Origin of the sequence: Mesorhizobium sp. M6A.T.Ce.TU.016.01.1.1, from assembly GCF_003997065.1 — a bacterium.
In the GTDB taxonomy this organism is placed as follows: Bacteria; Pseudomonadota; Alphaproteobacteria; order Rhizobiales; family Rhizobiaceae; genus Mesorhizobium; species Mesorhizobium mediterraneum.
The window spans coordinates 109,746-135,615 of sequence record NZ_RZTJ01000007.1; the positions used below are offsets into that span (position 1 = coordinate 109,746).

The window sequence follows — 25,870 nt, forward strand, 5'->3', positions numbered from 1 at the left end:
CTGATCGCCCGCATCCTCCAAATCGCCGATTGCGCTTGATTTTCTCCGGTGACGCCAGTGAAATGGCCTCACAGGGGAGTATGCGATTGGCCGCGTTCGACGAAATGCTTCCGGAAATCTCCGGATTGAGAAAACCGTATTCGGCTTACGATCGCTGGCTGAAGGAGCAGGATCCGGCCAGGCTTACTGAAAAGATGCAGGACGCCGAACGCGTCTTTCGCAAGACCGGCATCACCTTTGCCGTCTATGGCGAGCAGGAAGCCTCCGAACGCCTGATTCCCTTCGATATCGTTCCGCGCATCATATCCGGCAATGAATGGCGACGGCTGACGCAAGGCATCGAGCAGCGCGTCCAGGCGCTGAACGCCTTCCTCGACGATATCTACCACCGCCAGGAGATCTTGCGCGCCGGGCGCGTCCCCAAGGAATTGATCGCCAAGAACGAGGCGTTCCTGCCGGAGATGATCGGAATGCGGCCGCCGGCGGGCGTCTACACCCATATCATCGGCGTCGATATCGTGCGCATCAGCGAGAACGAGTTCTACGTGCTGGAGGACAATGCGCGCACGCCGTCCGGCGTCTCCTACATGCTGGAGAACCGCGAGACGATGATGCAGCTCTTTCCCGAGCTGTTCCAGCAGATCAAGGTACGGCCGGTGGAAAACTATCCGCAGCTCTTGCGCCAATCGCTGGCAGCGGTGCGGCCGCAAAGCACCAAGGGCGCGCCGACCATCGCCGTGCTGACGCCTGGCAGCTTCAACTCCGCCTATTTCGAGCATGCCTTCCTTGCCGATCAGATGGGCGTGCAGCTTGTCGAGGGACAGGATCTGCGCGTCGTCGACGGCCATGTCGCGATGCGCACGACCGAAGGCTACAAGCAGATCGACGTGCTTTATCGAAGGGTCGATGATTCTTTCCTCGATCCGCTGACGTTTCGGGCGGACTCGGCACTTGGCGTGCCGGGCATCATGGATGTCTACCGCGCCGGCAACATCACCATCGCCAATGCGCCGGGAACCGGCATCGCCGACGACAAGGCGATCTATTCCTACATGCCCGAGATCGTCGAATTCTACACCGGCCGCAAGGCGATCCTCGGCAACATCCCGACCTGGCGCTGCTCGGAGCCGGACAGCCTGAAATATGTGCTCGAACACATCCATGAGCTGGTGGTGAAGGAAGTTCACGGGTCCGGCGGCTACGGCATGTTGGTCGGGCCGGCGGCGACCAAGAAGGAATGCGAGGATTTTTCCAAGAAACTCGCGGCAAAACCGTCGAACTACATCGCCCAGCCGACACTGGCGCTGTCGACCTGTCCGATCCTGACCGACAAAGGACTGGCGCCGCGCCATGTCGATCTCAGGCCCTATGTGCTGGTTTCCGACCGCATCCAGATCGTGCCGGGCGGGCTGACGCGCGTGGCGCTCAAGGAAGGCTCGCTGGTGGTCAATTCGTCCCAGGGCGGCGGCACCAAGGATACGTGGGTGCTGGATGATTAATTTTCATTTGAAGGTTTTTTGATGCTTTTAGGCCGCACCGCCAACGGGCTCTACTGGATGAACCGCTATATCGAGCGGGCGGAAAACATGGCGCGGCTGGTCGATGCCGGGCTGCGCATGGCGCTGACCCGCACCCAGAATGCCTCCGAAGAGTGGAATTCGGTGCTGCTCAGCGCCGGCTCGGATGCTGCCTTCACGCAGAAATATTCCGACTATACCGCCGCCAATGTCGCCGATTTCCTGCTGCGCGACACATCCAACCCGTCGAGCACGATGGCGTCGATCGAGACGGCTCGCAACAATGCCCGCATGGTGCGCACCGCGCTGACGCGCGAAACCTGGGAAAGCATCAACGAAGCCTGGATGTCGCTTAAGCGGATGCTGGCCAGGCCGATCGACGAGCGCGACCTGCCCAGTGTGCTCGACGCGATCAAGCGCGAGACGGCCCTGATCCGCGGCTCGTTCTACGGCACCATGCTGCGCAATGAGATCTTCGATTTCTCGCAGCTCGGCACCTATGTCGAACGCGCCGACAACACGGCACGCATCCTGGATGTGAAATACTACGTGCTGTTGCCGTCGATCTCGTGGGTCGGCTCCACGCTCGACAATTACCAGTGGGAATCGATCCTGCGCTCGGTGTCGGCGCATCGCTCCTATCGCTGGGTCTACGAGGCCGACTACAAGCCGAGCAACATCGCCGACTATCTGATCCTCAACGTTCGCATGCCGCGCTCGCTGACCTTCTGCTATCGTTTCCTGACGGAGCATCTCAGATTCCTGGGCGACGATTATGGCGAGCGCCATGCCTGTCATGCGACAGCCGGCAAGACCCAGGCCATGCTGGCGGCCGGCTCGATCAAGGACATATTCGACGCCGGCCTGCATGAATTCCTGGCGAATTTCATCCGCGACAACATCAGGCTCGGCGACGAGATCGCGCAGGACTATCGATTCTATTGAGGAAGCCATGCGGCTGAAGATCACCCACCGGACCGAATACCGCTACGATGCGCCGGTGCATTATCTGCTGCAGCGGCTGCGGCTGCTTCCGGTCAGCGGATCGACGCAGACCGTCTTGTCCTGGTCGCTGAAGATCGAAGGGGCTCGCGAGGAAGTGCGCTTCAGCGACCATTTCGGCAACGACACGCGACTGTTGAGCGTCGAAGGCGAGCGCGATTTCATCACCGTCGAGGCATCAGGCGAGGTGGTGACACGCGACACATCGGGCGTCTCCGGGCCACACCAGGGCTTCGCGCCGCTCTGGCTGTTTGGCCATGAAACGCCGTTGACCACGATCGGCAGCGGCATTCGCGAACTCGCGGCGTCGGTCGGCGAGGGGACCGATATCGAAAGGTTGCACCGGCTGATGGCCGTGATCGGCGAGCGTGTCGCCTATACGCCAGGCACCACCAACGCGACGACCCCGGCCGAGGACGCGCTGGCGCTCAAGACCGGCGTCTGCCAGGACCACAGCCACATCTTTGCCGCCGCCGCGCGCGCCATGGGGTTTCCGGCCCGCTACGTCAGCGGCTATCTGATGATGGATGCTGCGGTCGAGCAGGCGGCAAGCCATGCCTGGGCCGAGGCGCATGTTGCGGGCCTGGGCTGGGTCGCGTTCGACGTCGCCAACGGCATTTCGCCCGACGAACGCTATGTAAAGGTGGCGACCGGCCGTGATTACCGCGACGCCACGCCCGTATCGGGAATTCGGCTGGGACAAGCGGAAGAACAGCTTGCGGTCACCGTCACGGTAGAGCAGTAATCCCCGGCAAGATTGCTGCCAAAGAGATTCGATGACCTATTGCGTCGGCCTGAAGATCGATCGCGGGCTCGTGTTCATGTCCGACACGCGCACCAATGCCGGCATGGATTCGATCTCGACCTTCAAGAAGATGCATGTCTGGGAGGAACCGGGCGAGCGCGTCATCGTGCTGATGTCGGCCGGCAATCTGGCGACGACGCAGGCGGTCGTCAGCCTGCTCGACGAGCGCACCAAGGCAGTTGGCGATCGCCACGCGACACTGCTCGAAACGCCCTCCATGTACCAGACGGTGCGGATGGTCGGTGATACCGTCAAGGAAGTCATCGCCAGTTCGTCACCAACCGGCGACAGGGCGGATTCCTATTTCAATGCCTCCTTCATCCTCGGCGGCCAGATCAAGGGCAGCGCGCCGCGGCTGTTCATGATCTATCCGGAAGGCAATTTCATCGAATCGACCGACGACACGCCGTTTTTCCAGATCGGCGAGACCAAATACGGCAAGCCGATCATCATCCGCGCCTATGAAAAGACGATGAGTTTCGCCGAGACGGTGAAGCTACTGCTGGTCTCGTTCGACTCGACGCTGAAATCGAACCTGTCGGTCGGTCTGCCGCTCGACCTGCTATTCTACGAAAAGGACGCCTACAAGGTCAGCCTGAAGAAGCGGATAGCCCAGGACGATCAATACTACCGCACCATCTCAGACGGCTGGTCGAACGCGCTGAAGACTGCCTTTGCGAGCTTGCCTGATTTTCCCGAATAGACGGCCCGTCTTTCCGGAGGTGCGATGAACAACGACGATTTCCGGCAATGGTCGAGGCGCGCTGCGGATTGGGGCGCCGACTATCGCAACTCGCTGCGCGAAAGACCGGTGCGGCCGCTGGTCGAGCCGGGTGGCATTTTCAAGAGCGTAGAGACTTCGCCGCCTGAAGCGGCGGAGCCGATGGATGAGATCTTCGCCGACTTCGAGCAAAAGATCCTGCCGGGCATGACGCATTGGCAGCATCCGCGCTTCTTCGCCTATTTCCCGGCCAACGCCGCACCGGTTTCGGTGGTGGCCGAATATCTGGTCTCGGTGATGGCCGCGCAATGCATGCTCTGGCAGACCTCGCCGGCAGCGACCGAACTCGAGACGCGCGTCGTCGACTGGATGCGTCAGGCGCTTGGTCTGCCGGAAGGGTTTTCCGGCGTCATGCAGGATTCGGCATCGTCGGCGACGCTCGCCGCCGTATTGACCATGCGCGAGCGCGCGCTCGACTGGCAGGGCAACGAGAAGGGCCTGCAAGGCCAGCCGACATTGCGCGTCTATTCTTCCGACCAGGTTCATACCTCCATCGACCGGGCGATCTGGGTATCGGGCATCGGCGAGGACAACCTCGTGCGCATTCCGGTTGCCGGCCGCTTTCGCGCCATGGATGTCGCAGCCCTGGAAGAGGCGATCGTCGCCGACCGGGAGGCGGGCATGCTGCCGGCCGGCATCATTGCCTGTGTGGGCGGCACCAGCACCGGCGGCACCGATGATATCGCCGGCGTCGCCGCGGTGGCAAAGCGGCAGGGGCTCTATGTGCATGTCGATGCCGCCTGGGCCGGTTCGGCGATGATATGTCCGGAATACCGGCATTTCTGGGCGGGCGTGGAGCACGCGGATTCTATCGTCTTCAACCCGCACAAATGGCTGGGTGCGCAATTCGACTGCTCGGTCCAGTTTATCCGCCGGCCGGAAGACCTGGTGCGGACGCTCGCCATCAAGCCGGATTACCTGAAGACGCACGGGCGCGACGGCATCATCAACTATTCCGAATGGTCGGTGCCGCTCGGGCGGCGCTTTCGCGCACTGAAACTATGGTTCCTGCTACGCGCCCACGGGCTTGAAAATCTCCGGAGCATGATCCGCAACCATGTCGCCTGGAGCGAAGGCCTTGCCGAGCGGCTGGCCGGGGAACCGGATTTCGAGATTGTCACGGAGCCGATGCTGTCGCTGTTCTCGTTCCGGCATCTGGTGGCGGCCGGAATCGACGAACACAATCTGCGGCTGGTCAACGCGATCAACGACGATGGCCGCATCTACCTGACCCAGACACGGGTGGGCGGACAGGTGGCGATCCGCTTTCAGGTCGGCCAGTTCGATACGACGGCGGCGGATGTCGACACCGCTTTCGAAGTCATCACCGAAATCGCCCGCGGTCTGGGTTGAGTTGAATTGGTCGGCAAAGTTGCGCCGAGGTTTGTCTTTGGACGCATGTGATTTCGTTAGCCGGCTTATGCCTTTTCATCGCTTTCGTTTTCCTCTATAGACAAGAAAAACGAAAACGGGAGCTTCCCCAATGTACCTGTCGCCGCGTCATTCCGAAATCATCCAGATGGCCAAGGACCATGGCCGCGTGCTGGTCGACGATCTGGCAACGCATTTCAACGTGACGCCGCAGACCATCCGCAAGGATCTCAACGATCTGTGCGACCAGCGGCTGCTGTCGCGCATTCATGGCGGGGCGCTGTTTCCCTCCGGCATCGAGAACATGGAATATGAGGCACGGCGCAAGATCGCCGCCGACGAGAAGGAGGCGATCGGTCGCGCGGCGGCCAGGCTGATCCCGGATAATGCCTCGCTGTTCATCAATATCGGCACCACGACTGAGTCGGTCAGCAAGGCGCTTCTTGATCATAGTGGCCTGATGGTCATCACCAATAACATCAATGTTGCCAACAGGATGCGTATATATCCTTCGATCGAGGTGGTGATCGCCGGCGGCGTCGTGCGTGGTTCCGACGGCGGCGTGGTCGGCGAGGCGGCGGTCGATTTCATCAGGCAGTTCAAGGTCGACTACGCGGTGATCGGCGCCTCGGCGATCGACCATGACGGTGCGCTGCTCGATTTCGATTTTCGTGAAGTGAAGGTGGCGCAGGCGATCATCGCCAATGCCCGGCATGTGATCCTCGTCTCCGACCAGACCAAGTTCGAGCGGACGGCGCCGGTCCGGATCGGCCACCTGTCGCAGGTCAACACCTTCATCACCGATCGCTGCGACATCCCGTCGGTGCGCAAAATCTGCCAGGAGGCAGAGGTTCAACTGATCGAAACGTCGCTCTCCTAAGGGTGCCGTTGCGGCAATTGTCGCCGTTTATATTTCGTTTGACATTCGTTCTCATTTCGAAATAATCCCTTCACGGTTTCGTAAAAACCTAAAAATGCTGCAATGCGAAATCCGGGAGGACTTTTGTGGACGCACCCCCGATCCATGACATTTTCGTCATCGGTGGCGGTATCAACGGCTGCGGCATTGCCCGCGATGCGGTTGGGCGCGGCTTTTCGGTCTTCCTTGCCGAAATGAACGATCTGGCCAGCGGAACCTCCTCCGGCTCGACCAAACTGATCCATGGCGGCTTGCGCTACCTCGAGTTCTACGAGTTCCGCCTGGTGCGCGAGGCGCTGATGGAGCGCGAGATTCTGTGGAGGAACGCGCCGCACATCATCTGGCCGATGCGCTTCGTGCTGCCCTATGCCAAGGGTCTGCGCCCGGCCTGGCTGATCAGGCTCGGCCTTTTCCTTTACGACCACATTGGCGGACGCAAGTTGCTGCCGGCGACCAAGACGCTGGACATGGCAAGGGACCCGGCCGGCAAGCCGCTGAAGCCGTTGTTTCGAAAGGCCTTCGAGTATTCCGACGGCTGGGTCAACGATGCGCGGCTGGTGGCGTTGAACGCCCGCGACGCCGCCGACCGCGGCGCAACGATCCGAACCCGCACGAAAGTCGTCGGCGCACGCCGTGAAGGCGCGCTTTGGACGGTCAGGCTGGAAAATGCGCAGACCGGGGACACCGAGGAGGTCAAGGCGCGGCTTTTAGTCAACGCCGCCGGCCCATGGGTCGACCATGTGCTGTCCGCCACGGTCGGCTTGAACGACGTGCACAATGTCCGGCTGGTACAGGGCAGTCATATCGTCATCGGCAAGAAGTTCGACGATCCGCGCGCCTATTTCTTTCAGAACAAGGACGGCCGCATTATTTTCGCGATTCCCTACGAGGAAGAGTTCACGCTGATCGGCACCACCGACCAGGACTATCCTGGCGACCCGCATGACGTGAAGATCAGCGACGCAGAGATCGATTACCTCTGTGCTGCGGCGAGCGAATATTTCGCGAAACCGGTCAAGCGTTCGGACATCGTCTGGACTTATTCCGCCGTGCGCCCGCTTTATGACGACGGCGCCTCCAAGGCGCAGGAAGCGACCCGCGACTATGTGCTGAAGGCCGACGGCGGCGAGGGCACGGCACCGATCGTCAACACTTTTGGCGGCAAGATCACCACTTATCGCCGACTGTCGGAATCGATGCTCGAGAAAATCGAGGGTTTTCTCGGCAAGCGCGGCAAGCCGTGGACGGCAAACGCGCCGCTTCCGGGCGGCGATTTCCCGGCGAGCGGCTTCGATGCCGAAGTGGCGAAACTGAAAACGGCCTATCCGTTCCTCGACGCGCGCCTGGCGCGCCGCCTGACCCGGCTTTACGGGACTCGCGCAAGGATGCTGCTGGGCCTCGCGAGATCGAATGCCGACCTTGGCCGGAACTTCGGCGCCGATCTCTACGAGGCCGAGGTGCGGTACCTCGTTCAAAATGAATGGGCGATGACGGCCGAAGATGTATTGTGGCGCAGGACCAAGCGCGGCCTGCATCTGGGCCGCGAGCAGGCGGCAGCGCTCGACGAATTCATGCGCGGGATAAGCCGGCGCCATGTCGCGGCTGCCGAATAGTGGGGTCTGACTGATGCAGAAAGCCTGGGAGGAGGCATCATGCTGGAACTGAGAAACGTGACGAAGACGGTCGGCGCGACGGAGCATATACGCGACGTGTCCCTGACGCTTCAGCACGGCTCGCTCAACGTCCTTCTCGGACCGACGCTCTCCGGCAAGACCAGCCTGATGCGGCTGATGGCCGGCCTTGATGTTCCGACATCCGGTTCGGTCTGGTTCGACGGCAAGGATGTCACCGGTATCCCGGTGCAGAAGCGCAACGTCGCCATGGTCTACCAGCAGTTCATCAACTATCCGGCGATGACCGTTTACGAGAACATCGCCTCGCCGCTGAGGGTGGCCGGGACCGAGCGGGCAAAGATCGACAAGGAGGTGCGCAATGCTGCAGCCCTGCTCAAGCTGACGCCCTTTCTCGACCGCACGCCGCTCAGCCTCTCGGGCGGCCAGCAGCAGCGCACCGCGCTGGCGCGCGCCATCGTCAAGAACGCCAGCCTCGTGCTGCTCGACGAGCCGCTCGCCAATCTCGATTACAAGCTGCGCGAGGAGCTGCGTGCGGAATTGCCGAAAATCTTCGCGGCGAGCGGCACCATCTTCGTCTACGCCACGACGGAGCCGCACGAAGCTTTGCTGCTCGGCGGCAACACGGCGACGCTTTCCGAAGGCCGCATCACTCAGTTCGGCCCCACGATCGACGTCTTTCGCAGGCCGAACGACCTCGTCACGGCCAAGACTTTCGCGGATCCGCCGCTCAACACGATTGTGCTGAAGAAGAGCGGCTCGAGCTTCCTTCTTGATGGTGGGGTGAACCTCCCGGTGCCGGCTGAGCTCGCCGGTATTGCCGATACGAGTTACACGATCGGCTTCCAGCCCCACCATCTCTCTCTTACTCGGCCGAGCGCGTCAGCGGTTCCGGTGAGAGCCAAGGTCTCGGTCACCGAGATCACCGGTTCGGAGAGCTTTGTGCATCTCGACTTCGCCGATGTCCGCTGGGTGATGCTGGAGCACGGCATCCTGGTGTTTGAGCCGGACCAGACCATCGAGGTGTTCATCGATCCGCGGCACATCATGGTTTTCGACGCGAACGGCCGCTCGGCCGCGCCGCCACAGATGCTGGCGGCTTGAGGGAGGAGGGCACATGGCGCGCATCGACTGCAACCACATCCGCCACGCCTACGGGCCGCATCCGAAGTCGGACAAGGACTATGCGCTGAAGGAGGTGCATCACGCTTTCGAGGATGGCGGCGCCTATGCGCTGCTGGGGCCGTCGGGCTGCGGCAAGACCACGCTGCTCAACATCATTTCCGGGCTGTTGTACCCGTCGCATGGCGAGCTTCTGTTCGACGGCAAGGATGTGACCAATCTGTCGACGCAGGAGCGCAACATCGCGCAGGTGTTCCAGTTCCCGGTCATCTACGACACCATGACCGTCTACGACAATCTGGCCTTCCCGCTGCGCAACCGCGGCGTTCCGGAACCCGACGTCGATCGCAAGGTGCGCGAGACGCTGGAAATGACGGGATTGGCCGACATGGCCCGGAGAAAGGCGAGGGGGCTGACTGCCGACCAGAAACAGAAGATCTCGCTCGGGCGCGGGCTGGTGCGTTCCGATGTCAACGCGATCCTGTTCGACGAGCCGCTGACCGTCATCGACCCGCATATGAAGTGGGTGCTGCGCTCGCAGCTGAAGCAGCTGCACAGGCGCTTTGGTTTCACCATGGTGTATGTCACGCACGACCAGACCGAGGCGCTCACCTTCGCCGAGAACGTCGTCGTCATGTATGAGGGCGAGATCGTGCAGATCGGCTCTCCGGCCGAATTGTTCGAGCGCCCCAAGCATACATTCGTCGGCTATTTCATCGGCTCGCCGGGCATGAACGTCATGCCGGTCGCGGTCGAAGGCAGGAGCGCGCGGCTCGGCAGCCAGACGATCGAATTGCCGGGCGCGCCCAAGGCTGGAACCTCAGGCGTGATCGAACTTGGTATCCGCCCCGAATATGTCAGGCTTGGCGCTACCGGCATGCCGGTTTCAATCCGAAAGGTCGAGGATATCGGCCGCCACAAGGTGGTGCGCGCCAGTTTCGAAGGCCGCGACATCGCGGCGATCGTCGGCGAGGATGAGGACATTCCCGCCGATCCGAAGATCGCTTTCGACCCGGCCGGCATCAACATCTATGCCGATTCCTGGCGCGTCGAGATGGGAGGCTGAGCATGGAAAGGACCTGGAACAACAAGGCCTGGTTCATGGTGCTGCCGGTGCTCTTGCTGGTGGCTTTCTCGGCGATCATCCCGCTGATGACGGTCGTGAATTATTCGGTGCAGGACACTTTCGGCAACAACGTCTTCTTCTGGGCGGGCTCGGAATGGTTCGAGGAAATCCTGCATTCCGACCGTTTTTGGGAAGCGATGGCCCGCAACCTGGCCTTCTCGGCCATCATCCTGATCATCGAGATTCCGCTCGGCATCTTCATTGCGCTCAACATGCCGAAGAAGGGCTGGGGCGTTCCGGTCTGCCTGGTGCTGATGGCGCTGCCGCTGCTCATTCCTTGGAACGTCGTCGGCACGATCTGGCAAGTGTTCGGCCGCGTCGATATCGGCCTGCTCGGATATACGCTGCGGGCGCTCGGCTTCAACTACAACTATGTCAACGACCCGTTCGACGCCTGGATCACCGTTATCGTCATGGACGTCTGGCACTGGACGAGCCTCGTGGTCTTGCTCTGCTACGCGGGATTGGTCTCGATCCCCGACGCCTATTACCAGGCGGCGAAGATCGACGGTGCGTCGCGCTGGGCGATCTTCCGCTATATCCAGCTGCCTAAGATGAACCGCGTGCTGCTGATCGCGGTTCTGCTGCGCTTCATGGATAGTTTCATGATCTACACCGAGCCGTTCGTCGTCACCGGCGGCGGGCCCGGCAACACCACCACTTTCCTGTCGATCGATCTGGTGAAGCTGGCCATCGGAGAGTTCAACCTCGGTGAGGCAGCGGCCATGTCGATCGTCTATTTCTTGATCATCATGCTCCTGTCCTGGGTGTTCTACACCGTCATGACAGCCTACGACGCGGAGCAGTGAGATGGCGCGACTCGAGGAAAGCACGGCCGACGGACGAACGCTGATGCGGCAAACCCCCGCTAGCGCGGAAGCGCAGATAGCGAACGCCACGCTGGCCCGCAAGATGCGGCGACGGGGCGAGGAGTCGCGGTTCTGGTGGCTGGTGCCGACCATCTACATCATCTTCCTGATGCTGCCGATCTACTGGCTGGTCAATATGAGCTTCAAGACCAACCAGGAGATACTCGGCGCCTTCTCGCTGTGGCCGAGGAACCCGACGATCGCCAATTACATGGTGATCTTTACCGACCCGTCCTGGTACAAGGGTTACATCAACTCGATCATCTATGTGGTTATGAACACGGTGATTTCCGTCGCCGTGGCGCTTCCGGCAGCCTATGCCTTCTCGCGCTACCGCTTCCTTGGCGACAAGCACCTGTTTTTCTGGCTCCTGACCAACCGCATGGCGCCACCGGCGGTGTTCGCGCTGCCGTTCTTCCAGCTTTATTCGGCATTTGGCCTGATCGACACGCATATCGCGGTGGCGCTGGCGCACTGCCTATTCAACGTCCCGCTGGCGGTCTGGATTCTCGAAGGCTTCATGTCGGGCGTGCCGAAGGAAATCGACGAGACCGCCTATATTGACGGCTATTCCTTCCCGCGTTTCTTCCTCAGGATATTCATGCCGCTGATCGCGAGCGGTGTAGGCGTGGCCTGCTTCTTCTGCTTCATGTTCTCGTGGGTCGAGCTGCTGATCGCACGAACGTTGACCACGACCGCCGCCAAGCCGATCGCCGCGATCATGACGCGCACGGTCTCGGCCTCGGGCCTCGACTGGGGCGTTCTGGCCGCCGCCGGCGTGCTCACCATCCTTCCAGGCGCGCTCGTGATCTGGTTCGTCCGCAACTACATCGCCAAAGGCTTTGCCCTGGGGAGGGTGTGATGAAACGAACGCAAGAGTTCATACGCAACACCATCGCCAAAGGCTTTGCCTTGGGGAGGGTATGACCATGAACCTTACCTGGATGGCATGGACGCTACCGACGGCGATCTTTTTCATCACGATCCTGGTGCTGCTCTGCGGCATGGCGATCTGGGAATACGCCTCGCCGGGCGGCAATCCGCGGGTTGGCGTGCTGCGGTTCGAGACGACGCGCGGCGACCGTCTCTTCCTATCGCTGCTTGGCAGCGCCTTTATCCATCTCGCTTGGCTGGGTCTTGTCGGACCCAACCTGTGGTGGGCTCTCGCTCTCTCCGTGGTCTACGCCATTGGCGTGTTCCGCTACGTATAGAGGGGGAAACTGTTGGAGCGGCCGCGTGCCGGCGGCTGCTCCGATCGCACTTGAAACTGAAACAGTGGAGGAAACACATGAGACGGCAATTTTTGACATCAACGACAGCGCTTGTCCTATTGCTCGGGGCAGGCAATGCCTATGCCGGGATGGACGAAGCCAAGGCGTTTCTCGACGCCGAGATCAAGGACATGTCGACGCTCGATCGCGCTGCCCAGGAAGCCGAGATGCAATGGTTCATCGATGCTGCAAAACCCTTTGCGGGCATGGACATCAAGGTCGTCTCGGAAACCATCACGACGCACGAGTATGAATCGAAGACGCTGGCCAAGGCGTTCGCCGACATTACGGGCATCAAGATCACCCATGATCTGATCGGCGAAGGCGATGTCGTCGAGAAGCTGCAAACGCAGATGCAGTCGGGCGAAAACGTCTACGACGCCTATGTCAACGACTCCGACCTGATCGGCACCCATTGGCGCTACCAGCAGGCGCGCAGCCTGACCGACTGGATGGCGAACGAGGGCAAGGACGTCACCAACCCGAACCTCGACCTCGCAGACTTCATCGGCACCAAGTTCACGACGGCTCCGGACGGCGATCTTTATCAGCTGCCCGACCAGCAGTTCGCGAACCTCTACTGGTTCCGCTACGACTGGTTCAACGACGAGAAGAACAAGGCGGACTTCAAAGCGAAGTACGGCTACGACCTCGGCGTGCCGGTCAACTGGTCAGCCTATGAGGATATCGCCGAATTCTTCACCGGCCGCGAGATCGACGGCAAGAAGGTCTACGGCCACATGGACTACGGCAAGAAGGACCCTTCGCTCGGCTGGCGCTTCACCGATGCCTGGCTTTCGATGGCCGGCAATGGCGACAAGGGACTGCCGAACGGTCTTCCGGTCGACGAATGGGGCATCAAGGTCGACGAGAAGTCGCGGCCTGTCGGCTCCTGCGTGGCTCGGGGCGGCGACACCAACGGTCCGGCGTCGGTCTACGCCATCCAGAAATATCTCGACTGGATGAAGGCCTACGCTCCGGCCGCGGCCCAGGGCATGACCTTCTCGGAATCCGGACCGGTACCGGCGCAGGGCGAAATTGCCCAGCAGATGTTCATGTACACGGCCTTCACCGCCGACATGGTGAAGGACGGCCTTCCCGTCGTGAACGAGGACGGTACGCCGAAATGGCGCTTCGCTCCGTCGCCGCACGGCGTCTACTGGAAGGACGGCATGAAGCTCGGCTACCAGGACGTGGGTTCCTGGACGCTTCTCAAGTCGACGCCTGACGATCGCGCCAAGGCAGCCTGGCTCTACGCGCAGTTCGTCACCTCGAAGACAGTCGACGTGAAGAAAAGCCACGTTGGCCTGACGCTGATCCGCGAGAGCACGATCCAGCACAAGAGCTTCACGGACCGCGCCCCGAAGCTCGGCGGCCTGATCGAGTTCTACCGCTCGCCGGCCCGCGTCCAGTGGTCGCCGACGGGTACGAACGTTCCTGACTATCCGAAGCTGGCACAGCTCTGGTGGCAGGCGATCGGCGATGCTTCGTCGGGTGCCAAAACCCCGCAGGAGGCGATGGACTCGCTCTGCGCCGAGCAGGAAAAGGTGCTTGAGCGCCTTGAGCGCGCCGGCGTGCAGGGCGACATCGGACCGAAACTCGCCGAGGAAAAGACCCTCGAAGAGTGGAACGCCGATGCCGTCGCCAAGGGCAATCTCGCGCCGCAGCTGAAGATCGAGCCGGAGAAGGATAAGGCGCAGACCATCAACTACGACGAGCTGGTCAAGAGCTGGAGCAACTGAGCATCGATCCGGGCGTTCGCGCCCGCATCGCGACAATCGGGGGAGGCGGCATCTTGCCGTCTCCCCTGTTTGCGCCGAGGGGAATGGAAATGAACAGCTTTATCCTTGCAATCGACCAGGGAACGACATCGAGCCGGGCGATCCTGTTCGACCGTGAGATGAAGATGGTGGGCAGCGGGCAGAAGGAATTCACCCAGCATTATCCGGCCTCCGGCTGGGTCGAGCATGATCCCGAGGAGATCTGGTCGAGCGTCGTGGCGACGGTGAAGGCTGCGCTGAAGAGCGCCGGCCGCCATGCGTCGGATGTCGCGGCGATCGGCATCACCAACCAGCGCGAGACCGTCGTCATCTGGGACAGGGCGACCGGCAAGCCGATCCACAACGCGATTGTCTGGCAGGATCGCCGCACCGCGCCGCTGTGCCAGAAATTGAAGAAGCAGGGGCTGGAGAAGAAGTTCACCAGAAAGACCGGCTTGCTGCTCGATCCCTACTTCTCCGGCACCAAGATCGCCTGGATGCTGGACAAGGTGAAGGGTGCCAGAAAACGTGCCGAGAAGGGCGAATTGCTGGCCGGCACGATCGACAGCTTTCTGATCTGGCGGCTGACCGGCGGCAAGGTTCACGCCACCGACGCCACCAATGCCTCGCGCACGCTGGTCTACAACATCGAAAAGAATACCTGGGACGACGAGCTTCTGGCGATTCTCGGCATACCGGCAAAAATGCTGCCGCAGGTGAAGGATTGCGCTGACGACTATGGAATCACAGAGGAAAGCCTGTTCGGCGCAGAGATAAAAATCCTCGGCGTGGCTGGCGATCAGCACGCAGCGGCCATCGGCCAGGCCTGTTTCGAGCCGGGCATGATGAAATCCACCTATGGCACGGGGTGCTTCGCGCTGCTCAACACCGGAAGCGATCTGGTGCGCTCGAAGAACCGGTTGTTGACGACCATTGCCTACAGGCTGAACGGAAAGACCACTTATGCTCTGGAAGGGTCGATCTTCATCGCCGGTGCAGCCGTGCAGTGGCTGCGCGACGGCATCAAGGTGATCGGCAAGGCGGAGCAGAGCGGCATGCTGGCGGCGGGCGCCGACCCGACGCAGGAAGTCTATCTGGTGCCGGCTTTTGTCGGGCTTGGCGCGCCGCACTGGGATGCCGAAGCGCGCGGCGCCATCTTCGGGCTGACCCGCAATTCGGGCCCGGCGGAATTTGCCCGCGCCGCACTGGAATCTGTGGCTTTCCAGACCCGCGACCTGCTCGACGCGATGCGCAAGGACTGGAAGGGCGCGTCAGTAAAGACCGTTCTCAGGGTCGATGGTGGCATGGTGGCCTCGGACTGGACCATGCAGCGGCTTGCCGACATCCTCGATGCGCCGGTAGACCGCCCGACGATCCTGGAGACGACGGCGCTCGGCGCGGCATGGCTGGCCGGCTCTAAAGCGGGCGTCTGGCCGAAGGCGAGAGACTTCGCCAAGAGCTGGGCGCTCGAGCGGCGGTTCAAGCCGGAGATGAATGCGTCCGCCCGTTCCGCCAAGCTGGCGGGCTGGCGCGATGCTGTGCGCAGGACGCTGAGCGTGCAATAAGTTCTTCGAGCAAGATGTCACCACGGAAGCCCGCGCCGTTGCCGGCGCAGGCTCTTCAATAACTCTTACTCAGCTCCGCCCGAGCTTTATCAATAGGGCGAGATGCACTGCCGGCGCGGGCCATAGTAAGGCTGGTACGTGTTGTCATATGCCCGGTAAGATCTGTAGCGGCTGTAGCACCACTCCACGTGCGAATCGCCTCGATAGACGCGGCGGTTCTGGTTGACGATCGCACCGGTGATCAGCGCGCCGGTCGCAAAGGCAGCCAACGGGAACCAGAAGTCGCCGTGACGGCGATAGCCGCGACGATAATAGCGATAACCGCGATGGCCGCGCCAATACCTGCCGTCGTCACGCGCGAAACCGCGACGAAAATCGCGGCGGGAAAAATCGCGATCGCGGTTGAAACTACGCCTCCACCGCCTGTGGTCGACAGTCTGGACATCCGACGAAACGTTCTGACCAAGCGGCACGTAGGTGGGCTGGGCGTTGACGGGCACGATCTCCGCTACAGCGAATGACGCTGACAACGCGGTCGCCAGCAGGCCCGACATGATCCTGTTCATGATCTTCTCCTTGAAAGCGTCGTCCCTTGTAGCGACAAAAACGGGCAGGCTGCGCAATTGTTCCGTCAAAGTAGCAAGCTGCTGATCTGTAACGTTCTCTCTCCTGCTCGGCCTCGACGAAAAGCCGGTATTGGGCTTGTCTGTCAAAGGCCGTTCCGCCCTTTGCTGACGCGATGTGCGAGGCGCTGCAAGTGCGTGGAAAAGCCCGACTTGCGCGCCCTCTTTTTCCGGTTGACCGGTCGAGGCACTCTCCCTATGTTCCGCGCAATTTCGAGGGCGGCATTCTGAGCCCGCGGGAGCGCGTAGCTCAGCCGGTAGAGCAACTGACTTTTAATCAGTAGGTCCAGGGTTCGAATCCCTGCGCGCTCACCATTGTTTCGTGCGAGAAATCAGTAAGTTAGCGCTTTAGCGTCTGGAACAGCGCCGGAACGTGCGAGAAAATGCGAGGCCATGCGAGAACATTTTCTCGCAATCACGCGATGCTTCCGGCTACCGACCCTGCTAAATATCCCCAAAAACCAGCGACACGTTCCCGCCGGCGTGGCGCTCCAGGCGGCCGGCGAGGTCGAGTTCCAGCAGCACCATGAAAACCTGAGCGGGATGCAGGCCGGTGTGGCGGATGATCTCGTCGATCGCTACGGGCGTCGGGCCGAGGGCTTCGACGACGCGGGCGCGGTCGTCCTCGCCGGGCGGTGGCGTTGCCGAAAAGTCGGGCGGCTCGCCAAGTGGAGCCGTCCTTGGTGCCAGTGCGCCGACCAGCGGCGCGATCGCACTGGTAACGTCCGATGCCTCGGTGACCAGGGTGGCGCCGTCCTTGAGCAAGGCGTTGGTGCCGGCGGCGCGCGGATCGAGCGGCGAGCCGGGGACGGCAAAGACCAGCCGGCCCATCTCGCCGGCAAGCCTGGCGCTGATCAGCGAGCCGGAGCGGTGCGCCGCCTCGACCACGACCAGCCCCAATGCTGCGCCGGCGACAAGGCGGTTGCGGCGCGGAAAATCCTGGGCGCGTGGCTGCCAGCCGAACGGCATCTCCGAAATGATGGCGCCGCCGCGCTCGGCAATCTCGTTGCATAGTCCGGCATTCTCAGGCGGGTAGGGCAGGTCGAGGCCGCCGGCCAGCACACCGATCGTGCCTGACGCAAGGCTGCCTTGATGTGCTGCCGTGTCGATGCCGCGCGCCAGGCCGGAGACGATGCCGTAGCCGTCGCGGCCGAGTTCGGCGGCGAGCGTTCGCGCCATCTTGATGCCGGCCAGCGAAGCGTTGCGGGCGCCGACGATGGCGATTGCCGGCAGCCGGAACACCGCGCCTTCGCCCTTGACCGCGAGCAGCGGCGGCGGATGGTCCATGCTTTTCATCAGCGGCGGATAGTCGGCCTCGCCAATCCCGATGAAGCGGGCGCCGGCCCGGCGGGCTGCTTCCAGCTCCGCCTCGGCCTCGGCAATCGACGGGATGCGGACGATCTTTCTGGCGCCGCCCGAAATCATCAGCTCGGGCAGCATCTCGAGCGCCGTCTCGGCCGAGCCGAAGCGGTTGATCAGGTCGCGAAAGGTGGCCGGGCCGACATTCGGCGTGCGGATCAAACGAAGCCAGCTCAACCGCTGCCTGTCGCTGAGCCGCGGCCCGGCGGCGCGCTGGCTCACTCTTTGGTCCCGATCTTGCCCTCGGTGCCGGCCAGCAGCCGCGCGATATTGGCCCGGTGTTTTATGATGACGATCAGGCTCATCAGCGCGAACAGCCCGGCAATCTCAGGCGTGCTGAGGACATAGAGCGCGATCGGCACGACGACTGCTGCCGTCAGCGCCGCCAGCGAGGAGAAACGGAATAGGAAAGCAACGGCCAGCCAGACGACGGCGAAGATCAGCGCCACCTGCCAGGCAAGGGCGATCAGCACGCCGAGATAGGTGGCGACACCCTTGCCGCCCTTGAAGCCGAGCCAGACCGGAAAGAGATGGCCGAGAAAGGCGCCAAGGCCGGCCCAAGGCCCGAGCTCCGGTGCAAAGTGACCGGCGATCAGCACAGCCGCCGTGCCTTTCAGCGCGTCGAGCAACAGCGTGGCGGCGGCCAGGCCCTTGTTGCCGGTGCGCAGCACATTGGTAGCGCCGATATTGCCGGAGCCGATGTTGCGGACGTCGCCAAGGCCGGCGGCGCGGGTGATCAGAAGCCCGAAAGGGATCGAGCCAAGCAGATAGCCGAACACCAGCGCCAAGACGATGTCGTAAGCCATTGTTCCCCCTGAACTCCAACTGCCGGCTTTAGGGAGTGTCGAGATTCAGGTCAGGCCGAGTCGAGAATGGTGGTTTCCGAGAACCGGAACGCAGCGTACTTTTGGGTACGTGAGTACCGGAAGCGCAGAAAACCGCCGTTCGCAGGCCGGCATCACCTGAATATCGACACTCCCTAGGCTGAAAACACTGTGCGGCCCGCCACCATTGTTTGCAAGACCTTGCCCTGCAGCCGCGCGCCTTCGAAACAGGTGTTTTTCGAGCGTGAACGGATTCCGCTTTCGCTGACGATCCACGGTTCGTCGAGATCGATCAGCGCAAGATCGGCGACAGTGCCCGGCTTCAGCGTGCCGCCGGGCAGGCCGAACAGCCTTGCCGGCGCGGTGGACAAGGTCTCAATCAATCTAAGTAGTGTCACGTCGCCATTGTGATAGAGCCGCAGCGCCGCGCCCAGCAGCGTTTCGAGCCCGATGGCGCCGGCCGCGGCATCGGCAAAGGGCAGGCGCTTGGTATCGACGTCCTGCGGGTCATGCGAGGAGACGATGAGGTCGATCGTGCCGTCCTTGACCGCCTCGATCATCGCCAGCCGGTCTTCCTCGGCGCGCAGCGGCGGCGTCAGCCGGAAGAAGGTGCGGTATTCGCCGACATCGTTCTCGTTGAGCGACAGGTTGTGGATTGAGACGCCTGATGTGACATTCGCGCCGTCGGCTTTCGCCCGCGTTACCGCGTTTGCCGCCATCGCCGTCGAAATCTTGGCCGCGTGATAGGCGCCGCCGGTCAGCCGCGCCAACGCCAGATCGCGCTCCAGCGGAATGGACTCGGCCTCGCGCGGGATGCCGGCAAGGCCGAGCCAGCTGGCATAGAGGCCTTCATTCATGACGCCGGACGAAGCGAGGTCGGCGTCTTGGGTTTCATGGGCGATCACGCCGCCGAAATCGCGCGCGTAAGTCAGCGCGCGGCGCATCACCAGCGCGCTTGATATGGTGTGCCGTCCGTCGGTGAAGGCGACCGCGCCGGCCTCGCGCAGCAGGCCGAATTCGGTCATCTCGCGGCCTTCGAGGCCCTTGGTGATCGCCGCAGCCGGAAAAATGTTGACGATGGCCGTGTCCTTGGCGGTACGCAGCACGAATTCGACCAGCGCGACATTGTCGATCACTGGGTCGGTGTCGGGCATCATGACGATGGAAGTGACGCCGCCGGCGGCCGCAGCGACGCTGGCCGAGGCGATGGTTTCGCGGTGCTCGCCGCCGGGCTCGCCGATGAAGACGCACGCATCGATCAGGCCGGGGATAACAGCCTTGCCGGCGCAGTCGATGACCGTAGCGTCTTGCGGAGCGCCCTGGTTCAAGGCGGCCTTGCCGGCAGCGACGATCTTGCGGCCTTCGACAATGACCGTGCCGACCTCATCGATGCCGCGCGATGGGTCGACGATGCGGGCCTGGCTGAAGACCGTCGTGCTCATCATGCAACCTCGCGATTGCGGCGAGGATCGAGCAGCGCTTCCATCACCGCCATGCGCACGGCAACGCCCATCTCCACCTGTTCCTGGATGACGCTCTGCGGACCGTCGGCGATTTCCGAGGCGATCTCGACGCCGCGGTTCATGGGGCCGGGATGCATGACCAGAGCGCCGTCCTTGGCCGCCTTCAGCTTCTCGGCATCGAGGCCGAAATAGCGGAAATATTCCCGCACCGAAGGCACGAAGGCGCCTTCCATCCGCTCGCGCTGCAGGCGCAGCATCATCACCACATCCGCGTCCTTGAGCCCTTCGGCCATCGAACGAGTGACGATCACGCCCATTTTCTCGATGCCGGCGGGCAGAAGCGTCGACGGCGCCACGACGCGGACCTGGGCGCCGAGCGCGTTGAGCAGCATGATGTTGGAGCGCGCCACGCGCGAATGCAGGATATCGCCGCAGATCGCCACGATCAGCTTCGACAGCGGACCCCTGGCGCGGCGGATGGTCAGCGCGTCGAGCAGCGCCTGCGTCGGATGCTCATGGGCGCCGTCGCCGGCATTGATCACCGAGCAGCCGACCTTTTGCGCCAGCAGCGCCGCAGCCCCGGCCGACTGGTGGCGGATGATCAGTATGTCTGGGCGCATGGCATTCAGCGTCATCGCCGTGTCGATCAGCGTCTCGCCCTTCTTCACCGAAGAACTGGCCACCGACATGTTCATGACGTCGGCGCCGAGCCGTTTTCCCGCCAGCTCGAACGATGATTGCGTGCGGGTCGACGCTTCGTAGAAAAGGTTGATCTGGGTGCGGCCGCGCAGCGTCGAGGTCTTCTTCTCCGACTGCCGCGAGATCGCGACCGCTCGGTCCGCCCGGTCCAGCAAAAGCTCGATGTCGGCGGGGGAAAGATCGCGGATGCCCAGAAGATGGCGGTGGGGATAGAGTGGCAGGGACGAAGCGTCGGTCATCTCAAGGCGCTGCTATAGGGTGGAGGACCTTTGGCTGCAAGCACCAGCTTTGGATTGCGGCCTTTCTCCCCGGTATTTTCGTCGCGCGCGTTGCGCGGCTTGGGCTATATCTAGCTGATGGCTTCGGATTCGTGGCCTTGTGATGATAAGGCCTTTCTGCCGATAGAAGGATTGGGCGTGACCGACGACGTGACGAACCAGCCGCCGCCGCTGGCAGGCGGCAACGCCTGGCGGGGCGATCCGTTGCTGATCCAGCTTGCCGAGCGTTTTTCCGATCCGGTGCGCAAGGATCTCGATGGGCTCGGCCGTTTCGTGCTGACGCAGGAGGCGCAGGAGCTGGCCCGCCTCGCCAATGTCGAGACGCCGAAGCTCAGAACCCATGACCGGCAGGGCCGGCGCATCGACCTGGTCGAGTTCCATCCAGCCTATCATGCGCTGATGCGCCGGTCGGTGGCGAACGGGCTGCATTCGTCGGTATGGGAAAATGGCGACGCCGAGATCGGCCGCCGTCATCAGGTGCGCGCCGCCCGTTTCTACCTGACGGCCGAGCTCGAAACCGGGCATCTCTGTCCCATCACCATGACCAGCGCATCGCTGGCAGCGCTGATGGCAAGCCCGAAGCTGTTTCGCGAATGGGCGCCGCGCGTGACGACACGCAAATACGACCAGAGCCAGAAGCCGCCGGTCGAAAAGGCCGGGCTGACGCTCGGCATGGGCATGACCGAGAAGCAAGGCGGCACCGACGTCCGCGCCAACGTCACCCGGGCCGAGCGCGCCGGCAGCGGCTTCTATCGGCTGACCGGCCACAAATGGTTCATGTCGGCGCCGATGTCGGATGCATTCCTGGTACTTGGACAGGCGCCGGAAGGGCTTTCGTGCTTCCTCGTTCCTCGTATTCTCGGCGATGGTTCGGGCAACGGCTTCCGCTTCCAGCGGCTGAAGGACAAGCTCGGCAACCGCTCCAACGCCTCGTCGGAAGTGGAGTTCGTCAACGCCATCGGCGAGATGATCGGCGAGCCCGGGGCGGGTGTGAAGACGATCATGGACATGGTGACGCTGACCCGGCTCGACTGCGCGATCGCCTCGTCGGCGATCATGCGTGCCGGGCTGGCCGAGGCCGTCCACCACGCCCGTCACCGCCAGGTGTTTGGGACCAATCTGATCGAGCAGCCGCTGATGCAGCGCGTGCTGGCCGACATGGCGCTCGACGTTGCTGCCGCCACCGCACTGTCGTTCCGGCTGGCGCGCTCCTTCGACGAGGCGGCCGGCGACCGTGGCGAGGCGGCCTTCGCGCGCGCCATGACGCCGGTCGTCAAATACTGGGTTTGCAAGATCGCGCCGCCGCTGCTCTATGAAGCGATGGAGTGCCTCGGCGGCAACGGCTATGTCGAGGAGGGGCCGCTCGCCCGCTACTATCGCGAAGCTCCGGTCAACGCGATCTGGGAGGGGTCCGGCAACGTCATGGCGCTCGACGTGCTGCGCGTGCTGGGGCGTGCGCCCGGCCTGTTCGAGGAGGTGCTGGCCGGCATCGACCGCGATCTCGGCGCCGGCGGACGCGGCACCGTCGGTGTGCTCAAGGCGGCAATGCAGGTCGCGGCAACCGATGAGGGCTCGGCTCGTCTGCTCACCGAACAACTGGCACTGTCGGCGGCAGCGGCGGAGCTTCGCAGGCTGGGGGCAGGGCGGATCGCCGACGCCTTCGTCGAGACGCGCCTCGCCGGCCAGTGGCGCAACACCTATGGCATGCTCGATTCGCGCCATGACGCGCGCATGATCATCGACACGCTCTATCCGCCGGTCACCTGAGAAGGCTTCGGGGACGGATTTTCCTCGTCGATCGCCGCTCTGTGGAAAGCCGTTAACCTTAACAAATGGTTTCCATTGCGGTCGCAAGCCGCAAAGCCCACTGTCCTGTTTACTGAAGCAGGAACGCCATGCGGCACATATTGAGCTCCTTTCTGGCCTTGCACTGGGCGGTCGTTTTCGCCCTGCTGGCGTTCATCTGCATCGACGGAAATCGCGGTGTTGCTGCAGCGCTTGGCGTGCTCGGCGTTGCCGTCCAGGACACCCGCTTCGTCGACCTCGAAAATGCCATCGTGGTGGCGCCGCTTGCCGTGGCGCTGCTTGTCGTCGCGGTGCTGTTCTGCTGGGCTTTTGTCGAGTCTCTATTCAGCGTCCCGACAAATCCGGACGCCACCGACAGCGTTGTGCGGGTCGCCTTCATCTCCGCTTCCGGCGTGCTGTCGCTGATCGTGGTCGGCGGCGCCGCGCAAGGCATCAACGGGCTGTTCATGGTCGTCGCGGTGCAGCTGGCGGCATTGCTGGCTTCCTATGTCGCCATGCTCGCAGAGCGGCGGTCGGCTTTTGCCGCAGCGGATCCGGGCACCGGCGAAATCCGTGCCGCAGCGCATGTGATGGCGAAGGCGGCGGCGCACAACTCGGCGCTTTCGCGCATTTCCGGCCGGCCGGACACAAACTTGAGGCCGGACACGAACTTGAGGGATGGCCGCTGATGCGCACCTTGTTCGCGCTATGGGCGGCACCGCTCGCTCTGTTCTGGGGCTGGTTCTTCCTGTCGCTCAACGACATCAATTTCGGCTATGTCATGCTGAGCCGCCAATTGCATGACCTGGTTTTCCAGCTCTATGGGGAAATGCTTGGCATTGATCCGGCGCTCATTCCTGGCATGGTGGCAAAGGCCTGCATCCTCGACAGTCTGCTGCTGATGGCGTTTTGGGCGTTTCGCCGCCGCCGGGTGATCGGTGGCTGGATCAGGATAATGCGCGACCGTTATTTCGACCAGGCATCGACGCCGAGCGCCTGAAGCCGGTCGAGAACGCCCTGCAGGATAAACGCTGCCGCGGCCGAATCGATCTTGCCGGCGCGTTTGCGGCGCGAAAAATCCATCTCGATCAATGTCCGCTCAGCCGCCACCGTCGACAGTCGCTCGTCCCATAAAACGAAGGGCAGGTCGGTCATACCAGCCATGTTGCGGGCGAAGGCGCGGGATTTCTGGGCACGCGGACCTTCTGACCCGTCCATGTTGATCGGCAGGCCGAGCACCACGGCGCCGACATTCTCTTTCTGCAGCAAGGCGAGCAGCACAGCTGCATCCAGCGAGAATTTCCTGCGCATGATGACGGGGCGCGGATGGGCGAAGGCAAAGCCCCGGTCGGAAACCGCCACGCCAATGGTCTTGTCGCCGAGGTCGAGCCCGGCCAGCGTCTTGCCGCCGCTGAGCCGCGCCGGCAACTCTTCGATGGTGATGATGCTCAACGGCTTTCCTTGGATTACACGTCGCAAAGGACGCTGTGGGACTTTAATTTTAGTGCCGGCGTTCTATCCTTTGCCGAAGCAAAAATCGAGGAAAGCATTCATGAAACTGACCTGGTACGGACATTCCGCATTTTGCGTCGAAACCGCCGACGCGAAAATCCTCATCGATCCCTATCTGGTCGGCAATCCGTCATGGACGGGCGGCTGGGAAGGACCGGCGGAAGGGGTCACGCATGTCCTTTTGACCCACGGCCATAGCGACCACATCAGCGGTGCGCTGGAAGTGCTTGGGAAAAGCGGCGCCATGCTGGTCGCCAATTTCGAGCTTTGCATGTATCTGGTCGGCCAGGGCGCCAGCGACAAGAAGATCAATCCCGGCAATATCGGCGGCACCGTGGATTGCGGCGGTTTCACCACCACCTTCGTCCAGGCGCTCCATTCATCGTCGTTTCCACGCGACAATGGCCAGAACACCTACCTCGGCAATCCGGGCGGGCTCGTTCTGCATTTCCCGGAAGACAAGACGCTCTATCACATGGGCGACACCGACATCTTTTCGGACATGGCGCTGATCAACGAGTTGCACGAGCCGAAGATCGGGATCGTGCCGGTCGGTGACCGCTTCACCATGGGTGGCGCGGTAGCAGCCCTTGCCTGCCGGCGCTTCTTTCAGTTCGAGACTGTCATCCCCAGTCACTTCGGCACGTTCCCGATCATCGATCAGACTGCCGAAAAGTTCGTGGCGGGGGTGGGTGGATCGGACGTGAAAGTGGCATTGCCGAAGATCGGCGAGACGATTAGCTTGTAGGAAGACGCTAGGTATAAGGCGTCAAAATGGAGTGAAAACATGGTTTTGAGGGGCTTTCTTTTCATTTCTGTTTCTGTGGCTTCCCCGGCGTCCGCCGCGGAGGACTTCATCGAAGGCGTCTATCTCCAGTCCGAGGATCTTTGTGCGCAGGCCAGGAAGGACACACTGCAGTCGCTGATCGACGCTGGCAACATTGTGCTCTCGGCGCGTGGCCTGCAAAGCGTCGAATACGATTGCGAGTTCCTTCAGATCACCAAGGCGACGCTCTCGCCGAGCTGGGCGGTGACAGCCATATGCCAGGAGCCCGGCCACGTCTTTCCGGACGTTCTCTCCGTAACGCAAATGAACGCGAAGCAGGTCGATCTGGTTTCGGTCCGGCCTGCGGAAGACGAAAGCGAAGGGGGCAGCAACAGCGGCAGCTATTTCCTCTGCGACGGCGTGGCCCTGCCATAGACCTATGGGCCCGGTTCTCGGCACGATGCATGTTGCGCGGCACGCGCCGCGCCGCTATAGCGCGGACTGGTTTTCCCGAGGCACAAACAAATATGTCCGTTGATCTTCAGACTGTGAAGCGCGTCGCGCGTCTCGCCCGCATTGCGGTGAGCGAGGAGGATGCCGAGCGCATGACCGGTGAGTTGAATGCCATTCTGGGCTTTGTCGAGCAGCTGAACGAGGTCGACGTTTCCGGCGTCGAGCCAATGACTTCGGTCACCCCGATGGAGATGAAGAAGCGCCAGGACGTCGTCACCGACGGCAGCAAGGCGGCCGACATCGTCGCCAACGCGCCGGCGACCGAAGAGAATTTCTTCCTCGTTCCGAAGGTCGTGGAGTAGCGGGCCG

The 25,870-nt window shown here is 62.3% G+C and carries 26 protein-coding genes and 1 tRNA gene; 21 read left to right on the forward strand and 6 right to left on the reverse strand.

Annotated features, from left to right (window positions below; translation table 11 throughout):
* Positions 1 to 86: 86 nt before the first annotated feature.
* From EOC94_RS15725 to glpK, 14 genes are all read left to right on the forward strand, one after another.
* On the forward strand, positions 87 to 1,499 hold the full coding sequence (locus tag EOC94_RS15725) for a circularly permuted type 2 ATP-grasp protein (protein WP_185928243.1): 1,413 nt from the start codon (positions 87 to 89) through the stop codon (positions 1,497 to 1,499).
* A 21-nt stretch (positions 1,500 to 1,520) separates the two neighbouring features.
* Entirely contained in the window at positions 1,521 to 2,462 is a 942-nt protein-coding gene (locus EOC94_RS15730; RefSeq protein ID WP_095485293.1) for an alpha-E domain-containing protein, read from the forward strand.
* Positions 2,463 to 2,469: 7 nt separating this feature from the next.
* Positions 2,470 to 3,264 carry a transglutaminase family protein gene (locus tag EOC94_RS15735; protein WP_095485292.1) on the forward strand — a complete coding sequence of 265 codons (795 nt, stop codon included), beginning with the start codon at positions 2,470 to 2,472 and terminating at the stop codon, positions 3,262 to 3,264.
* A gap of 31 nt (positions 3,265 to 3,295) precedes the next feature.
* The gene (locus tag EOC94_RS15740) at positions 3,296 to 4,027 is read left to right on the forward strand and encodes a peptidase (protein ID WP_095485291.1); all 732 of its coding nucleotides are present in this window, start codon (positions 3,296 to 3,298) and stop codon (positions 4,025 to 4,027) included.
* 24 nt (positions 4,028 to 4,051) lie between these two features.
* On the forward strand, positions 4,052 to 5,458 hold the full coding sequence (locus EOC94_RS15745; RefSeq protein ID WP_127291652.1) for a pyridoxal-dependent decarboxylase: 1,407 nt from the start codon (positions 4,052 to 4,054) through the stop codon (positions 5,456 to 5,458).
* A gap of 130 nt (positions 5,459 to 5,588) precedes the next feature.
* Complete coding sequence (locus tag EOC94_RS15750; RefSeq protein WP_095485289.1) at positions 5,589 to 6,356, forward strand: DeoR/GlpR family DNA-binding transcription regulator; 768 nt, start codon at positions 5,589 to 5,591, stop codon at positions 6,354 to 6,356.
* 125 nt (positions 6,357 to 6,481) lie between these two features.
* Positions 6,482 to 8,008: a glycerol-3-phosphate dehydrogenase gene (gene glpD / locus EOC94_RS15755; protein ID WP_127205648.1), complete on the forward strand. Its 1,527-nt coding sequence runs from the start codon at positions 6,482 to 6,484 to the stop codon at positions 8,006 to 8,008.
* A gap of 39 nt (positions 8,009 to 8,047) precedes the next feature.
* Positions 8,048 to 9,130 (forward strand): ABC transporter ATP-binding protein, encoded by a 1,083-nt coding sequence (locus EOC94_RS15760; protein WP_127205647.1) that lies wholly within the window; start codon positions 8,048 to 8,050, stop codon positions 9,128 to 9,130.
* Between the two features lie 13 nt (positions 9,131 to 9,143).
* Positions 9,144 to 10,214 (forward strand): ABC transporter ATP-binding protein, encoded by a 1,071-nt coding sequence (locus tag EOC94_RS15765; protein WP_127205646.1) that lies wholly within the window; start codon positions 9,144 to 9,146, stop codon positions 10,212 to 10,214.
* 2 nt (positions 10,215 to 10,216) lie between these two features.
* Positions 10,217 to 11,083 (forward strand): sugar ABC transporter permease, encoded by an 867-nt coding sequence (locus tag EOC94_RS15770; protein WP_095485285.1) that lies wholly within the window; start codon positions 10,217 to 10,219, stop codon positions 11,081 to 11,083.
* 1 nt (position 11,084) lies between these two features.
* Positions 11,085 to 12,005, forward strand: a complete 921-nt coding sequence (locus EOC94_RS15775) for a carbohydrate ABC transporter permease (protein ID WP_185928244.1) — start codon at positions 11,085 to 11,087, stop codon at positions 12,003 to 12,005.
* 67 nt (positions 12,006 to 12,072) lie between these two features.
* Positions 12,073 to 12,354, forward strand: coding sequence for a DUF2160 domain-containing protein (locus tag EOC94_RS15780; RefSeq protein ID WP_164547197.1), 282 nt, complete (start codon positions 12,073 to 12,075; stop codon positions 12,352 to 12,354).
* A gap of 77 nt (positions 12,355 to 12,431) precedes the next feature.
* Positions 12,432 to 14,156, forward strand: a complete 1,725-nt coding sequence (locus tag EOC94_RS15785; protein WP_095485283.1) for an ABC transporter substrate-binding protein — start codon at positions 12,432 to 12,434, stop codon at positions 14,154 to 14,156.
* 89 nt (positions 14,157 to 14,245) lie between these two features.
* Complete coding sequence (gene glpK, locus EOC94_RS15790; protein ID WP_095485565.1) at positions 14,246 to 15,739, forward strand: glycerol kinase GlpK; 1,494 nt, start codon at positions 14,246 to 14,248, stop codon at positions 15,737 to 15,739.
* 89 nt (positions 15,740 to 15,828) lie between these two features.
* Here glpK and EOC94_RS15795 read toward each other — a convergent pair whose 3' ends face one another.
* On the reverse strand, positions 15,829 to 16,305 hold the full coding sequence (locus EOC94_RS15795) for a BA14K family protein (RefSeq protein WP_095485564.1): 477 nt from the start codon (positions 16,303 to 16,305) through the stop codon (positions 15,829 to 15,831).
* Between the two features lie 296 nt (positions 16,306 to 16,601).
* Between EOC94_RS15795 and EOC94_RS15800 the strand changes: the two genes are divergently transcribed.
* Positions 16,602 to 16,677: transfer RNA gene (locus tag EOC94_RS15800), tRNA-Lys, on the forward strand.
* Positions 16,678 to 16,806: 129 nt separating this feature from the next.
* Here the strand turns inward: EOC94_RS15800 and dprA are convergent.
* From dprA to EOC94_RS15820, 4 genes are all read right to left on the reverse strand, one after another.
* Entirely contained in the window at positions 16,807 to 17,943 is a 1,137-nt protein-coding gene (dprA, locus tag EOC94_RS15805; RefSeq protein ID WP_127291654.1) for a DNA-processing protein DprA, read from the reverse strand.
* Entirely contained in the window at positions 17,940 to 18,527 is a 588-nt protein-coding gene (gene plsY / locus EOC94_RS15810; RefSeq protein WP_095485281.1) for a glycerol-3-phosphate 1-O-acyltransferase PlsY, read from the reverse strand. The genes dprA and plsY overlap by 4 nt, the downstream gene beginning before the upstream one ends.
* Positions 18,528 to 18,700: 173 nt before the next feature.
* On the reverse strand, positions 18,701 to 19,987 hold the full coding sequence (locus EOC94_RS15815) for a dihydroorotase (RefSeq protein WP_095485280.1): 1,287 nt from the start codon (positions 19,985 to 19,987) through the stop codon (positions 18,701 to 18,703).
* Positions 19,987 to 20,946 carry an aspartate carbamoyltransferase catalytic subunit gene (locus tag EOC94_RS15820; protein WP_095485279.1) on the reverse strand — a complete coding sequence of 320 codons (960 nt, stop codon included), beginning with the start codon at positions 20,944 to 20,946 and terminating at the stop codon, positions 19,987 to 19,989. The genes EOC94_RS15815 and EOC94_RS15820 overlap by 1 nt, the downstream gene beginning before the upstream one ends.
* Before the next feature lie 177 nt (positions 20,947 to 21,123).
* Between EOC94_RS15820 and EOC94_RS15825 the strand changes: the two genes are divergently transcribed.
* The 3 genes from EOC94_RS15825 to EOC94_RS15835 all read left to right on the forward strand — a co-directional run bounded on the left by EOC94_RS15825 (position 21,124) and on the right by EOC94_RS15835 (position 23,770).
* The gene (locus EOC94_RS15825; protein WP_095485563.1) at positions 21,124 to 22,752 is read left to right on the forward strand and encodes a DNA alkylation response protein; all 1,629 of its coding nucleotides are present in this window, start codon (positions 21,124 to 21,126) and stop codon (positions 22,750 to 22,752) included.
* 128 nt (positions 22,753 to 22,880) lie between these two features.
* Positions 22,881 to 23,459, forward strand: a complete 579-nt coding sequence (locus EOC94_RS15830) for a hypothetical protein (RefSeq protein WP_095485278.1) — start codon at positions 22,881 to 22,883, stop codon at positions 23,457 to 23,459.
* Complete coding sequence (locus tag EOC94_RS15835) at positions 23,459 to 23,770, forward strand: DUF6105 family protein (RefSeq protein ID WP_077384057.1); 312 nt, start codon at positions 23,459 to 23,461, stop codon at positions 23,768 to 23,770. The genes EOC94_RS15830 and EOC94_RS15835 overlap by 1 nt, the downstream gene beginning before the upstream one ends.
* Here the strand turns inward: EOC94_RS15835 and ruvX are convergent.
* The gene (gene ruvX, locus EOC94_RS15840) at positions 23,737 to 24,222 is read right to left on the reverse strand and encodes a Holliday junction resolvase RuvX (protein ID WP_095485277.1); all 486 of its coding nucleotides are present in this window, start codon (positions 24,220 to 24,222) and stop codon (positions 23,737 to 23,739) included. The genes EOC94_RS15835 and ruvX overlap by 34 nt on opposite strands.
* A gap of 100 nt (positions 24,223 to 24,322) precedes the next feature.
* On the opposite strand from ruvX, the gene EOC94_RS15845 reads away from it, so the two are divergent.
* The 3 genes from EOC94_RS15845 to gatC all read left to right on the forward strand — a co-directional run bounded on the left by EOC94_RS15845 (position 24,323) and on the right by gatC (position 25,863).
* The gene (locus tag EOC94_RS15845) at positions 24,323 to 25,030 is read left to right on the forward strand and encodes a metal-dependent hydrolase (RefSeq protein ID WP_127291657.1); all 708 of its coding nucleotides are present in this window, start codon (positions 24,323 to 24,325) and stop codon (positions 25,028 to 25,030) included.
* Between the two features lie 39 nt (positions 25,031 to 25,069).
* On the forward strand, positions 25,070 to 25,483 hold the full coding sequence (locus EOC94_RS15850; protein ID WP_127291660.1) for a hypothetical protein: 414 nt from the start codon (positions 25,070 to 25,072) through the stop codon (positions 25,481 to 25,483).
* Between the two features lie 92 nt (positions 25,484 to 25,575).
* Positions 25,576 to 25,863 carry an Asp-tRNA(Asn)/Glu-tRNA(Gln) amidotransferase subunit GatC gene (gatC, locus tag EOC94_RS15855; RefSeq protein WP_095793007.1) on the forward strand — a complete coding sequence of 96 codons (288 nt, stop codon included), beginning with the start codon at positions 25,576 to 25,578 and terminating at the stop codon, positions 25,861 to 25,863.
* Positions 25,864 to 25,870: the final 7 nt, after the last annotated feature.